The sequence below is a fragment of the Streptomyces sp. CA-135486 genome, assembly GCF_050936555.1.
GTDB lineage: Bacteria > Actinomycetota > Actinomycetes > Streptomycetales > Streptomycetaceae > Streptomyces.
In genome coordinates this window covers 210,828-224,111 of record NZ_JBNJMM010000002.1, presented here as the reverse complement: position 1 = coordinate 224,111, position 13,284 = coordinate 210,828, and the positions used below count along the sequence as shown (strand labels likewise).

Sequence of the window (13,284 nt, the reverse complement as noted above, 5' to 3'; positions counted from 1 at the left end):
GTGTTCTTCACCGACCGCACGGATGCAGGACGACGACTCGCCGAGGCGCTACGGCACCTGCAGGGGGAGAAACCCGTCGTACTGGGCCTGCCACGGGGCGGAGTGCCCGTGGCCTTCCAGGTCGCACGGGTGCTCGGCGCACCACTCGATGTGATCGTGGTCCGCAAGCTCGGCGTGCCCTACCACCGGGAGCTCGGCTTCGGGGCCATCGGCGAGGGCGGGGTGCGGGTCATCAGCGAGGACATCGTCCGCCGGAGCCGGGCCAGGCGGGAGGAGCTCGCCACGGTCGAGCGGGCCGAGGAGGCGGAGCTGGCGCGGCAGGCGAGACGGTTCCGCGCCCATCGGCCGCGCATGCCACTGCGCGGCCGGACCGTGATCATCGTGGACGACGGAATCGCGACCGGCGCCACGGCGGCGGCGGCATGCCAGGTGGTACGGGCCCAGGGCGCGGCCCGTGTGGTCCTTGCCGTACCGGTGGCGCCGCCGGACTCGCTCGACTCGCTGCGTGCCGAGGCGGACGAAGTGGTGTGCCTGGCCACGCCGCGCGCGTTCCGCGCGGTCGGCGAGTGGTACGAGGACTTCTCCCAGACCTCCGACGAGGAGGTCACGGCCCTGCTCGCCGAGGCGGCCGGGGAAGCCGTAGAGACCGAGGTCGAGGTGGACGCTGCCGGGGTGCGGCTCCTCGGGGATCTGAACCTGCCGGAGGGCGCCGGGGCGGTCGTGATGTTCGCCCACGGCTCCGGCAGCAGCCGCCACAGCCCGCGCAACCGTCTCGTGGCGGCGGCCCTGAACCGTGCGGGCCTGGGCACCCTGCTCTTCGACCTGCTCACCGTGGAGGAGGAGGCCGACCGGGCGAACGTCTTCGACATCGGGACCCTGGCCAGGCGTCTCGCGGCCGCGACCCGCTGGCTGCGGGAACGCGAGCCCGTGCGCATCGGCTACTTCGGCGCGAGCACCGGGGCCGCGGCGGCCCTGCTGGCCGCGGGCACCTTCGCGGCGACGAACGGCGACAGGACGGGCGAGGCGGACATCGGGGCCGTCGTCTCCCGCGGCGGCCGGCCCGACCTCGCCGGGCCGCGCCTCGCCGACGTACGCGCGCCCACACTCCTCATCGTCGGCGGCCGCGACACCAGGGTCCTCGACCTCAATCGACAGGCCCTGACGGAGCTGCGCTGCGAGTGCCGCCTGGTGGTCGTGCCGCGTGCCACGCATCTCTTCGAGGAGCCGGGGGCCCTGGACCGGGTTGCCGAGCTCGCCCGCGACTGGTTCACCATGCACCTGGTGGCGCCGGTCGGACAGCCGCACGGCTGAGCGCGCCGACCCCTCTCAGCCGCCCCACTCCGTGACGATCACGTCGTCGCCCACGGCGAGCTTGCCCGTACGCAGTACGGAGAACTTCGACCCGAACGAGACCCCGCCCGCCGCCGCCCGCCGATAGCCGGCAAGCGTCCGCAACGGCTCGGGCCCCGCTTTGGCACCGCTGCTCTGGTCGACCAGCGTGACCGCGCAGCGGATGGCGAGCTTCGCGTATCCCAGCTCGGCGTTCCCGACACTGATCCGGCGGGCCCGGTCCTCGAGATGCGGGTCGTCCCAGCCGCCCACAACGATGTTGGGCCGAAAACGGGTCATGCCGAGCGGGCTGCCGCCCGACTCCGCGATCCGCCGGTTCAGCGTCTCCAGCGAGGAGACCGAAAGGATGTGGACCGCGCTGCTGTCGGCATAGCCGGACGTGCCGGGCGTCAACCCGTCCGTCACACGTCCGTGTTCGGGCGGCACGCGCACCAGCCTGCTCGGCTTGCCGAGCACCTCGGACAGCCACTCACACGCCGTGTCCCCTTGGTCGATCCCCTGATACGGCGTGCCGAACAGCTCCACATCGACTCTCGCGGAAGTGCTGTCGACGTCGATCCGAAGATCCTCGACATCCGGCGCGCCCAGCGTGATCCGCTCCCCGCCGGCCGTGACGTGTGGCCGCACGACCGCAAGACGCGGATCCCGCCGCTGGCTGCGGAAGACCCCCCGCTCGTCGACCACCATGAAGCTGCGGTCGTGGGCGAGACCCGCCTCCGTCAGCAACGCCTCGGTCAGCGGAACGCCTGCGCATCCCTTGATGGGATAGGTCGTCAGCTCTACCACTCGGGACATCGCATCAGCGTAATCCGAAGCGGCGGCCGAGGAGTTCGCCGGACAGTCGTTGAAATTGAGGGCCTTTGGCACGTCTCAGACCCGGGCCTTGAGGGCGTAACGCTCGTCGGTCACCGGGCCGCCCCACAAGTCCGGGTCGCCGCTGAGCGGTTCGATACGCAGGTCGGTGACCAGCGGACGCACCGCGGCGGCCAGTGCCTCCGCCTCGATGCCGCCGTGCCACGGCAGCGCTTCGGCCCCGGCCACGTACAGCACGCCCTTCTCGCCCGACTCGCGCCAGCGGCCCTCGACCAGCAGCAGCCGGCCGGCCGGGCGCAGACGGCCGATCCACTCGCGCAGCGCGGCCTGGGGGGAGGGCAGCGTCCACACCAGGTGGCGGCAGAGCAGGACGTCGAAGCGCCGGTCGCCCGTCGGGGGTATCGATGCGTCCCCGACCAGGAAGTCGGCCTCAAGACCGGCCGCCGCGAGCTTTGCGCTCGCCGCTTCGACCATGCGAGGGGACAGGTCCACGCCGGTGACGTCGTGCCCGGCCTCGGCGAGCAGCAGGGAGAGGGAGCCCGTGCCGCAGCCGACGTCGAGGACCTTCGCCGGCGCGGACGGCAGCCACGAGTGCAGGAGCCGGGCCCACGCGGCGCGCGTGGGCTCCGCGCGCAGGCCGTGGTCCGGCTCGTTGTCGAAGGCCGGCGCGGCGGCGTCCCAGTAGTCGGTGATCGCGGCAATGGGGTCGGTCATGACACCCAGAGTCTCAGCCCTCACTGACAATCCCGCGGGCGTCCGCCTCACGCCAGGGCGATGAACAACCCCAGGGTCACGACGGCCAGGACACCTCCGTACAGCGCGAGCGACACGGAGCGCGCCTCGTCGGACGGGTCGGTGCCGCCGACGCGGGAGAGGCGGAGAGCAGAGGTCAGGACGAGGACGAGCGCGGCCACGGAGAAGGCGGCGATCAAGGAATCTGTCATCCGGCGACAATCTCACGGTCCGTCAGATAATGCTCGGCGGCGTACTCCGTACGGAGACGGAGCTCAGCCGCCCGGCCGCGCATCGGCGCGTTCGCACGGGTGAGCCGGCGGCCCCGCAGGTCCCGCAGACCGGGCCCGGGCGGCCGGCGCAGGTCTCGGCGGCACCGCCGCCCCGTCAGGGCCGCAACCCCGCCAGCGCCTCCGTCAGCCACTTCGTCCAGAACGTCTCCAGCTCGATCCCGCCCCTCAGCACCACATGCCGCAGCCTGTCCTGCTCCGTGACCAGCCGCTCCGGCGGAAAATCGCGCACCTCGATCGCCAGATACTGCTCCAACTGCCGTCGGTGCAGCACCAGATGACGTTCCAGCTCCGCCTCAAGACCCGCGCTGCCCACCACGCCCGCCGCCCGCAGCCGCAGCAGCAGCGGGTCGCGCGCCGGCCTGGGGTCCTCCGGCCGTGCGACCCACGCGGTCAGCTCCTCGCGGCCCGCGGGCAGGACCTCGTACTCCTTCTTCTGCCCGCGGCTCGGCTGCGCCGACGGCAGCGCGCGGATGTGGCCCGCCTGCTCCAGCTTCCCCAGCTCGCGGTAGATCTGCTGATGCGTGGCCGACCAGAAGTAGCCGATCGACTTGTCGAAGCGGCGGGTCAGCTCAAGGCCCGAAGAGGGCTTTTCGAGCAGAGCCGTGAGGATCGCGTGCGGGAGGGACATGGCCGCATCCTAAGGACGGCGGGGACGGCGCCTCACAGCGTCGCCGCGAGCCGGGTGCCCTGGTCGATCGCGCGCTTCGCGTCCAGCTCGGCCGCCACGTCCGCGCCGCCGATCAGATGCACCGAACGGCCCGCGGCGCTCAGCTCCTCGTACAGACCGCGCTGCGGCTCCTGGCCGGTGCACAGCACCACCGTGTCGACGGGGAGCACGCTCGTGGTGCCGTCCACCGTGACATGCAGACCCTCGTCGTCGATCCGCTCGTACGTCGCTCCGGCCGTCATCGTCACCCCGCGGTGCTTCAGCTCCGTACGGTGGATCCAGCCCGTCGTCTTGCCGAGACCCGCACCGACCTTGCTGGTCTTGCGCTGCAGCAGATGGACGGAGCGCGGCGGCTTCGGGCGCTCGGGCGCGATCAGCCCGCCGGGCGCGCTGTAGTCGGTGTCGACACCCCACTGCCGGAAGTACGTCCCGGCGTCCAGGCTCGCGCCCTGACCCCCGTCGGTCAGGAACTCCGCGACGTCGAAGCCGATGCCGCCCGCGCCGATGACCGCGACGCGCTCGCCGACCGGCGCGCCCTCGCGCAGGACGTCGAGGTAGCTGACGACGCTCGGGTGGTCGACGCCCTCGATCTCGGGGGTCCTGGGCGTGACTCCGGTGGCCACCACGATCTCGTCGTACGCGTCGGCCGTGAGGTCCTCGGCGGCGACGCGCGTCCCCAACCGGATCTCCACGCCGCGCAGTTCGAGCTGAATACGGAAGTAGCGGAGCGTCTCGTTGAACTCTTCCTTGCCCGGGATCCGCTTGGCGACGTTCAGCTGGCCGCCGATCTCGTCCGCGGCGTCGAAGAGCGTGACCCCGTGCCCGCGCTCGGCTGCCGCGACCGCGCAGGCGAGCCCGGCGGGACCCGCGCCGATCACGGCGACGCGCTTGCGCCGCCGGGTCGGGGACAGGACCAGCTCGGTCTCGTGGCAGGCGCGCGGGTTGACCAGGCAGGAGGTGAGCTTCCCGCTGAAGGTGTGGTCCAGGCAGGCCTGGTTGCAGCCGATGCAGGTGTTGATGGTGTCCGCGCGGTCCGCCTTCGCCTTTGCGACGAAGTCGGGGTCGGCGAGGAACGGCCGGGCCAGCGACACCATGTCCGCGCGCCCGTCGGCCAGCAACTGCTCGGCGATCTCGGGGGTGTTGATGCGGTTGCTGGTCACCAGCGGGACCGAGACGGAGCCCATCAGCTTCTTGGTCACCCAGGTGTACGCGCCGCGCGGGACCGAGGTCGCGATGGTGGGGATACGGGCCTCGTGCCAGCCGATCCCGGTATTGATGATCGTCGCTCCGGCCGCCTCGATCTCCTTGGCGAGCGTGATCACCTCTTCGAGCGAGGAGCCGCCGGGTACCAGGTCGAGCATGGAGAGGCGGTAGATCAGGATGAAGTCCGGGCCGACGCGCTCGCGCGTACGGCGGACGATCTCCAGCGGGAGCCTGATCCGGTTCTCGTACGAGCCGCCCCAGCGGTCGGTGCGGTGGTTGGTGGCGCTCGCGATGAACTCGTTGATGAAGTAGCCCTCGGAGCCCATGATCTCGACGCCGTCGTACCCCGCGGACTGCGCGAGCCCTGCCGCCCGTACGTAGTCCTCGATCGTCTCCTCGACCTCCGCGTCGGTCAGGGCGTGCGGGACGAAGGGGCTGATGGGGGCCTGGATGGCGCTCGGCGCGACGAGATCGGCGTGGTACGCGTACCGGCCGAAGTGCAGGATCTGCATGGCGATCCGGCCGCCCTCGGCGTGCACGGCGTCGGTGACGGTCCGGTGCTTCGCCGCCTCGGCCTCGGTGGTGAGCCTGGCGCCGCCTTCGTACGGACGGCCCCGGTCGTTGGGGGCGATTCCGCCGGTCACGATGAGGCCGACGCCGCCGCGGGCGCGCTCTGCGTAGAAGGCGGCCATCCGCTCGAAGCCGTTCTCCGCCTCTTCGAGACCGACGTGCATCGAGCCCATGAGCACGCGGTTGGGGAGGGTGGTGAACCCGAGATCGAGCGGGCTCAGCAGGTGCGGGTAGGGGCTCGTCGTGCTCATCGGGGCGCCTCCTCGGGCGGGGTTGTCGCATCAGTTCTAGCGCCCGTTCCGCCGTTTTGCAACAAGGTGCAAAATCACGGTCCGACAAGTGTGCTGATCATCCGTACGGGTGATAGAGGTCGCCGACCCTCGCCCGGCCCCGTCGTACGCCCATAACGTGCCGCTTGTGGCGGGATGGCAGCAGTTGAGCGCACTGGGGATCGCGGCGATTCTCGGCTCGCAGGGGGCCGGGATCGGCATCGGCGTCTCTGCGTGCGGTGGGGCCGGTGTATCGGTGTCGGTACCGGCAGCGGTGTCCGTATCGCTGTCGGTATCGATCTACTGCGAGTGCCCGCCGTCGCCTCCACCAGCACCGCCGCCCCTGCCCTCGCCGACTCCGGTGCCCACGCCGACGCCGGCACAGCCGGTGCCTCCGGCTCCGGCTCCGGCTCCGGTGCCGCCCAGCACTCCGGCACCGGCACCGACGCCGACGACGCCGACCGAACGGCCCACCAGGGGCCCCCAGCCCCCTCCCGAGCCGACGGCTTCGCAGCCCGCGGCCCCCGCGACGAGTCCCAAGACGCCCCCCAGAACGGCGGCCCCCGCGGCACCGCGCGTCAGCGCCGTACGCAACTACCGACCCCTGTCCGGGAAGCCGGAACACGCCGGGACCTCCCTCGTCGTCCTGATGCTGGTGACCACCGTCCCCGCCGTACTCGCCGCGGCGATGCTGCGGCCCCGGCGCGGCCGCGCCTGAACACACACCACACCCTTCGGAGATCCCTCATGTCTGAATGGCTGGTCCTGGCTGCCGCGATGGCCGCCGCCTGCGCCGTCGTCCTTGTCATCACACTGCTCAGGCAGCACCGACTGCACCGGGCCGGGACACCCGGCAAGGAGGACGGCGCCGAGACCCCTGACGTCCTCGAGTACATGACGATGATGGTCGGCGTCGTGTACGCGATCGTGCTCGGTCTTGCCATCGCGGGCGTCTGGGAGGCGCGCAGCGCCGCGCAGGACGACGTACGCCGCGAGGCACAGGCGCTGCACGAGGTCACCCAGCGCGCGCAGGTCTACCCCGTCCGCGTACAGCAGCGCATCCGTACGGACATCGACCGGTACGTCTCCCATGTCGTCCACCAGGAGTGGCCGAGGATGGTCGACAGCAGGGAACTGCCCGACCGGGGTGCGGAGTTGCTCGGCGCGGTACGGGCGGACATCGCGGAGCGGGCCCCGGCCGACGAACTGGAGGCACAGGCCTATCAGCCGCTGCTCGACCAGGTCGCCATCGCCGACGACGCGCGCAACGCGCGGGCACAGAACGCGGGGGCGACGCTGCCGGGCGTCGTGTGGTTCGGCCTGATCACCGGGGCGCTGGTGACGGTCGGCCTGATCTTCACGCTGCAGATCGGCGGCACCGCCCGGGAGCTGCTGCTCGCGGGCCTCTTCAGCGCCCTGATCGCCTTTCTGCTCTTCCTGGTCTGGGACTTCGACGCGCCCTTCGGGCGGTCGGGCTCGGAGTCGGCGGACGCCTTCCGCGTGCTGTTCGCGAGCGCCGCGGGGAAGGGCTGACCGACGGCCGTCCGGGCGGTTCGGCCCACGGTCGCGTCTGCCCGGCGCGGCCGCCCGGCCCGCGGCTCACTTGTGCGCGTGCTCGCCGACGTGGAAGAGCAGATACACAAAACCGGCGAGGCTGACCGGTTCCGCGGCGCGGGTCGACGAGGGTCGCCTGACGGCTCTGAGCGGGGCGGCTCAGAGCCGGGCGGGCGGCCGCGGTCAGACGGCCACCACATCGGCGACGACGCACGCGATGTTGTCGGGGCCGCCCGCGCGATGGGCGTGCGCGATCAGTTCCCGTACGGCCTCGTCAGGATCGGCGACCGCCGCGACGGACCGCCGTACATCCTCCTCCGGCACCACCGTGAACAGGCCGTCGGAGCACAGGAGATAGCGGTCCCCGTCCCGCGCCTCGTGCAGCCGCAGATCGGGGCGGGCGAGCCCCTCGCTCCCGTCGAGCGCCCGCAGCAGCATCGCCCGCCGAGGGTGGGACGCCGCCTCCTCGGGGCTGAGACTGCCCTCGTCGACCATCGACTGCACGACGGTGTGGTCATGGGTGATCCGGAAGAACTCCCCGCCGCGCAGCAGATAGGCGCGCGTGTCCCCGATATGCACGAGCGCCAGCCGGGAGCCGCTCCACACCATCGCGGTCAGTGTCGTACCGGATTCGGCGAGGCCGTTCACCGCTGCGTTCGCCCGGTGGAGCGCGTCCTCAAGGGCGTTGAGCAGATCCCCTGTCCGGGCGGACCCGGCTGCCTCGGCCTCCAGAGGTTTGAGCGCATCGATCGCCGCCGTACTGGCGGGCGCGCCCTCGTCCCCGAACCCGTCGGCGACGGCGAGCAGCCGGGATGTGGCGTAGGCGGCGTCCTGGTTGGTCTCCCGTACGAGACCGCGGTCCGACCGTGCGGCGTAACGGATTCCCAGAGGTGGACTGAGCTGAGACATCGTGTCGGTGTCCTTCCCTGACAGCTGGTCGACGAGGAAGGAGGCCAGATCGCGGCGCGCGGAGGTCTCGGCCTCCACCTGGGCCCAGTACACCCGGACGTCCCGGGCTGCCGCGGCCGCGTCCGTCGCGCACAGGTCGCAGACGTCCCGGATGCGGGCCAGCGGCATCCCGATCCGCCGCAGCCACGCCACCAGCCGGGCCCGTTCCAGCTGCGTCTCGTCGTAGTACCGGTAGCCGGTGAAGGAGTCGACGCGGGCCGGCGGCAGCAGCCCCAGCTCGTCATAGCGACGCAGTGCCTTGGCGGACAGCCGGGAGGCGCGGGCGAACGCACCGATGGTCAGCAGACCCATGCTTTCCTCCTCGTACCGGGCGCTTCGCCCGGCCCCACCGATGCTGGGGCTTCCCCTGGGGACAAGGTCAAGACAGACAGTGACGCGCGGCCGCCGGATCGGATCCGGCGGCCGCGCGAGGACCAGAAATCCGCAGGTCAGTCCGCTCTGCTGTGGAAGACGTAGAAGCTCCCGACGAGCATCATCCCGCCGAAGACGAGCCCCGTCACCACGGCCGTCAGCACGCTCGCCCCGGTCAGGCTGTGCAGGAACCCGAGGGCGATGCCGCACAGCGCCCCGTACGCACCGGCGTGCAGCTCGGGCGTCAGTGCGTGCTGGATGCGGCCGAGCCCGAACGCCACCGCCGTGAAGACCAGTCCGGCGACCACACCGTAGAGGACGTCCCACCAGTCGACGGGCGCTCCCTCGCGGCGGAGGAAGCCCGCCATGAAGCCGAAGGACACGCCCAGGGTGACGGGCATCGCCCAGGCCATAGAGCCGTGGTGCCGTGCGGGCAGTGCTTGCTGTGTGGCCATGGCGGGCTCCTTCCCTCTCGTCCCCCGCGTCCTTCTTTCAGAGCACACCCGGGCGGGCCGAGTGGCAAGTCAGCGGACGTACGAACCCTTAACGCTTCCCGGGCCCCGATCGGCCGACAGGCCCCGGCCGGTGCCCGCTCGATCCGCCCCGCCCGGTCCGCGCCCGGTCGGCGGAGCAACGCGCGCGCCCGCCGCGGCCCCCACGTTCCCTGGAGGTGTGCGGAGCTTCCTCTCATCGGTGTCGGCGGTGCTGATCGTCCTCGTGGCGCTGCTGACTCCGCTGAGCGCGCTCGCCGTCTGGGCGGACCGGGAGATCGGTGACACCGACGGGTACGTCGCGGCGATGGAGCCGCTCGCCTCGGACCCCGCGGTGCAGAACGCGGTTGCCGCGCGGATCACCGACGAGGTGATGAAGAAGTTCGACGGGCGTCCGTACCGGGAGGGCGTACGGAATCTGCTGCACGAGGCTGTGGTCTCCTTCTCCGGCACGGAGTCCTTCCGGGCCGTATGGAACACGGTGAACCGGGCTGCTCACCAGGCGGTCGAGGAGGGGCTCAGCAGTGACAGCGAGGACGCGGTCGGCATGGATCTGGCGCCGGTCATCGAGCAGGTGAAGCGGCAGCTCGACGACGACGGGGTGCCGTTCGCGGAACAGATCCCGGTCGGGCATACGCGGATCACGATCCTGGAGTCCGACGAGCTGGGGGTGGCGCGGGAGGTCTTCGACGGCCTGCGGCTCGCCGGGGTCTGGCTCCCGGTCACGACCCTGCTGCTCGCGTCGTCCGCGCCACTCCTCGCGTCCCGCCGAGCACGCACCCTGACCACGCTCGGCCTCGCACTCTCCGCGGGCGCGGTGCTTCTGCGGATCGCGCTCACGGTGGGTCGGGCCCTGGCACTCGACGACCTGCCGCCGGATGTGGACCGGGCGGCGGCGGGGGCGGTGTACGACGCGCTGACGTCGACTTTGGTGAGGACGGGGTGGTGGGTGATGTGGGTGGGGTTGGCGGTGGGGGCGTTGGCGTGGCTCTGGGGTCGGCGGACGACCGTGGTGTGTTCCCGGGCCGACGCCCCCGCACCCCTGTAGCGGCGGCTTCGACCGCCCGTTGCCCGCGCAAGTGCGAAGGATCCGCGGCTCGTCAGCGCACGGGACGCACACTTTCCGCGCCGAGTTGGGCGAACTCGTACGCGTCGTGGGACGAGAAGATCCGGATCAGTCTCGGGTCCGCGCGGCGCAGGTCGCGCAGACGCTCGAGCTGCATCAGCCGCTGGCCGTGATTCTCCGCGACCAGGCGCTGGTGGAGGGCGACCGGCCGTGGGCAGCGCGGGCGGCGCAGGTCCAGTTCGCCGTGGAAGAAGTACGCGTCGCCCGCGTGCAGCAGCCACCGTTCCGGCTGCTGGACCGCCACCGCGCAGTGGCCCCGGGTGTGCCCCGGCAGCGGCACCAGCAGGATGTCGGGGGAGCGCAGTACCCGTGCCGCCGCGAAGCCGTGCCAGGTGGAGTCCGCCGTGTCGTGGACGACCCACTGCGGGCCGTGGCCCCACTGGGCGGTGACATAGCGCCCGGCGTCCAGGCGGGTGTCGCGCCGCATGGCTGCCCGGTACTCGTCCGCCATCACATGGACCCGCGCGTCGGGAAAGTCGCCGAGACCGCCCGCGTGGTCGAGGTCGAGATGGGTCAGGACGATGTCCCGTACGTCGTACGGGTCGTATCCCAGCGCCTGGATCTGGTGAAAGGCCGTATGCGACGGGTCCAGTGTCGGCCGCATGGTCCTGCGGAAGAACATCCCGAGCCGCCGGGGGTCACAGACGTCCGCGGAGCCCAGGCCGGTGTCGACGAGGACAAGGCCGCTGCCGGTGACGACCAGCAGGCAGTGGGCGACCAGCGGGGTGCCGCCGACGGGATGCATCGGGGCACAGTCGAGGTGGTGGACGGTGGGCCAGGACATGCGGTGACTCCGGCTACGCGGGGAGGAGGAGGGACGGCGCGAGGCCGAGCCGGGGTCGACGGGAGCCTCGCGCGCCTCCTGCGTCATCTTCCGGGCCCCCCAGGCCAATTCGTTTCGTACTTACGCCGTAAGTACGGGACCGAGGGAAGCACTTACGCTGTAAGTCGTCAAGGAGTACGACCCGACTCCGCGAAACCCCCTCAGGAGCACCGCGATGTCTGACGGAAGAACCCGTCAACACCCCACGGAGCGCAGCTCATCGGCCCGGCGGGCGGCGGCCCCGGGTCCGTCCTGCCGTGAACCGCTGTCCCGCGAGCGGATCATCCGGGCCGCGCTGGACGTCATCGACGACGAGGGCGTGGACGCCCTTTCCATGCGGCGACTGGCCGCCGCCCTCGGTGTGCAGGCGATGTCGCTCTACAACCATGTGGACGGCAAGGCGGACGTCCTCGACGGGGTCACGGAGCACCTCACCACAGACATGCAGCTGTCCCGGCGGCCCGGCGCCGGCTGGGAGGACGGCATCCGCTCGGTCGCGTACGGCTTCCGGCGCACCTCGTTGCGTCACCCGCGCGCCTGCGAGCTGGTCCTCACCCGCCAGCTCGCCTCCCCCGGGGCACTGCCGACCATCAACTGCTCCCTGTCCGTTCTGCTCGACCACGGCTTCGACGAGGCGGCCGCCGTGCATGCTCTGCGGTTGCTCATCGCCTTTCAGGTCGGCTCGATGCTGCGGGAGTTCCATTCGCCCGCGGTCAAGGGGGAGGCGGAGTCGGCGGTACAGGAGCGCAGAGCGCATCTGGAGAAGTCGGGGTTGCCCGCCGTGGCCAGACTCGCCCCGATGCTGGCGGTGATCGACCACGAGGCGGAGTTCACCTTCGGGGTCGAACTGCTGATCAGCGCGCTGCGCCGGTACGCCCCCGAGTGAGTTGCGGCGATTACCGCGACAGCCGCAACCAAAGTCGCCGAAACTGACGTCGACGGACATACACGCCCACCTTCGGCCACACGGCACGCCCACGGCCACGCACACCCTCGACCACGTACACCCTCGGCTCGGAGGCCGGTTTGGACAGCGCCATCTCGACGCCGGCCCCGGCCGCCGAGCCGGAGGTCCGCCCCTCGGGCGGCCGGCGCGCCGCCGCCTGGCTGGCGGGGCTGCTGCTGCTCGCCCTCAGCGCGGTCGTCGGCTGCCGCGCCGCGGACACCGACGGCATCACCCCCGTGACCCAGCTGCTGGCCTTCCTGCCCTGGCTGCTGGTGCCGGCCGGGGCCGCGCTGCTGCTCGCCCTGCTCGCGCGCTGGCGCACCGGCATGTTCTGGGCGGTCGCCGTGCTGGCGGTCACCGGCTGGTACGTCAGGCCGTACGACACCGGGCTCACCGACGAACCGCCCGGCCGGGTCGTCGCCCGCCTCGAAGTGCTCACATCGAACCTCGAGTTCGGCAACGCCACCGAGGCCCTGCTCACGGCCGTCCGCCGCGAGCAGCCGGACATCGTCTTCGTCCAGGAGTGCGCCCGCGTCTGCTCGGACGCGCTCGCGGCAAAGGCCTCCCGCACCGACTACCCGTACCGCAATGTCGTCGAGGGCAACGCGGCCTCGGGCTCGGCGATCCTCAGCAAGTACCCGCTGAGCACGGCCCCGGGGATCGAGAGCACGCTGGCGATGCCCGGCTCGGTGGCCGTCGTCGCCGGTCACCCCGTGAACCTTCAGCTCGTACACCCGCTGCCGCCCTTCCCGGGCGGCGTGGCCGACTGGCGCAGGGAACTCGGCCTGGTGCGTACGTACGCCCGCGAGGTCAAGGGCGGGCCGGCCCTCGTCGCCGGTGACTTCAACGCCACTTCGGACCACGCCGCCTTCCGCCGGATCCTGGACGCGGGCGGCCTGCGCGACAGCGCCACCCTCGTGGGCGCGGCCCACACCCCGTCCTGGCCGGCCACCGTCGGCCGCCCACTCGGCACGCAGATCGACCATGTGCTGGTCAGCAAGGACTTCGCGGTACGCAAGGCCCGCTTCCTGGACCTGCCGGGCACCGACCACCGCTCGCTGCTCGTCGAGATCGAGCTGCACAGCGCGTCCTGATTCCGGTTCCGTCCCCGCAGGACTTGCTCCCAT

Annotated in this window: 14 protein-coding genes; 5 read left to right on the top strand and 9 right to left on the bottom strand. The window is 71.7% G+C overall.

All coding sequences use genetic code 11. The features are described 5' to 3' along the window. A complete protein-coding gene (locus tag ACQEVG_RS20095; protein ID WP_432992755.1) occupies nt 1–1,311 on the top strand; it encodes a phosphoribosyltransferase family protein in 1,311 nt (436 codons plus the stop codon). A gap of 15 nt (nt 1,312–1,326) precedes the next feature. On the opposite strand, the gene ACQEVG_RS20090 is transcribed toward ACQEVG_RS20095, so the two are convergent. The 6 genes from ACQEVG_RS20090 to ACQEVG_RS20065 form a co-directional block, all read right to left on the bottom strand. Continuing rightward, nucleotides 1,327–2,145, bottom strand: a complete 819-nt coding sequence (locus ACQEVG_RS20090; protein ID WP_432985899.1) for an MOSC domain-containing protein — start codon at nt 2,143–2,145, stop codon at nt 1,327–1,329. A gap of 75 nt (nt 2,146–2,220) precedes the next feature. Continuing rightward, a complete protein-coding gene (locus ACQEVG_RS20085; protein WP_432985897.1) occupies nt 2,221–2,877 on the bottom strand; it encodes a class I SAM-dependent methyltransferase in 657 nt (218 codons plus the stop codon). Nucleotides 2,878–2,924: 47 nt separating this feature from the next. Next, nucleotides 2,925–3,107 (bottom strand): hypothetical protein, encoded by a 183-nt coding sequence (locus ACQEVG_RS20080; RefSeq protein ID WP_432985895.1) that lies wholly within the window; start codon nt 3,105–3,107, stop codon nt 2,925–2,927. Nucleotides 3,108–3,282: 175 nt separating this feature from the next. Further along, nucleotides 3,283–3,816: a PadR family transcriptional regulator gene (locus ACQEVG_RS20075; RefSeq protein ID WP_432985893.1), complete on the bottom strand. Its 534-nt coding sequence runs from the start codon at nt 3,814–3,816 to the stop codon at nt 3,283–3,285. 32 nt (nt 3,817–3,848) lie between these two features. Then, nucleotides 3,849–5,879, bottom strand: coding sequence for an FAD-dependent oxidoreductase (locus ACQEVG_RS20070; RefSeq protein WP_432985891.1), 2,031 nt, complete (start codon nt 5,877–5,879; stop codon nt 3,849–3,851). A 318-nt stretch (nt 5,880–6,197) separates the two neighbouring features. After that, nucleotides 6,198–6,491 (bottom strand): hypothetical protein, encoded by a 294-nt coding sequence (locus ACQEVG_RS20065; RefSeq protein ID WP_432985889.1) that lies wholly within the window; start codon nt 6,489–6,491, stop codon nt 6,198–6,200. Nucleotides 6,492–6,644: 153 nt separating this feature from the next. On the opposite strand from ACQEVG_RS20065, the gene ACQEVG_RS20060 reads away from it, so the two are divergent. Then, nucleotides 6,645–7,430 carry a DUF4239 domain-containing protein gene (locus tag ACQEVG_RS20060; RefSeq protein WP_432985887.1) on the top strand — a complete coding sequence of 262 codons (786 nt, stop codon included), beginning with the start codon at nt 6,645–6,647 and terminating at the stop codon, nt 7,428–7,430. A gap of 204 nt (nt 7,431–7,634) precedes the next feature. On the opposite strand, the gene ACQEVG_RS20055 is transcribed toward ACQEVG_RS20060, so the two are convergent. Both ACQEVG_RS20055 and ACQEVG_RS20050 read right to left on the bottom strand, forming a co-directional pair. Beyond that, nucleotides 7,635–8,711: a MerR family transcriptional regulator gene (locus tag ACQEVG_RS20055; RefSeq protein WP_432985885.1), complete on the bottom strand. Its 1,077-nt coding sequence runs from the start codon at nt 8,709–8,711 to the stop codon at nt 7,635–7,637. 137 nt (nt 8,712–8,848) lie between these two features. Further along, entirely contained in the window at nt 8,849–9,226 is a 378-nt protein-coding gene (locus ACQEVG_RS20050) for a hypothetical protein (RefSeq protein ID WP_432985883.1), read from the bottom strand. A gap of 217 nt (nt 9,227–9,443) precedes the next feature. Here ACQEVG_RS20050 and ACQEVG_RS20045 point away from each other — a divergent pair, with 217 nt between their 5' ends. Next, nucleotides 9,444–10,310, top strand: a complete 867-nt coding sequence (locus tag ACQEVG_RS20045; protein WP_432985881.1) for a hypothetical protein — start codon at nt 9,444–9,446, stop codon at nt 10,308–10,310. Between the two features lie 52 nt (nt 10,311–10,362). On the opposite strand, the gene ACQEVG_RS20040 is transcribed toward ACQEVG_RS20045, so the two are convergent. Next, a complete protein-coding gene (locus ACQEVG_RS20040; RefSeq protein ID WP_432985879.1) occupies nt 10,363–11,172 on the bottom strand; it encodes an MBL fold metallo-hydrolase in 810 nt (269 codons plus the stop codon). Between the two features lie 214 nt (nt 11,173–11,386). Here ACQEVG_RS20040 and ACQEVG_RS20035 point away from each other — a divergent pair, with 214 nt between their 5' ends. Together ACQEVG_RS20035 and ACQEVG_RS20030 are read left to right on the top strand one after the other, a co-directional pair. Further along, the gene (locus ACQEVG_RS20035) at nt 11,387–12,097 is read left to right on the top strand and encodes a TetR/AcrR family transcriptional regulator C-terminal domain-containing protein (protein ID WP_432985877.1); all 711 of its coding nucleotides are present in this window, start codon (nt 11,387–11,389) and stop codon (nt 12,095–12,097) included. A gap of 140 nt (nt 12,098–12,237) precedes the next feature. Continuing rightward, the gene (locus ACQEVG_RS20030; RefSeq protein WP_432985875.1) at nt 12,238–13,251 is read left to right on the top strand and encodes an endonuclease/exonuclease/phosphatase family protein; all 1,014 of its coding nucleotides are present in this window, start codon (nt 12,238–12,240) and stop codon (nt 13,249–13,251) included. The last annotated feature ends 33 nt before the right edge of the window (nt 13,252–13,284 follow it).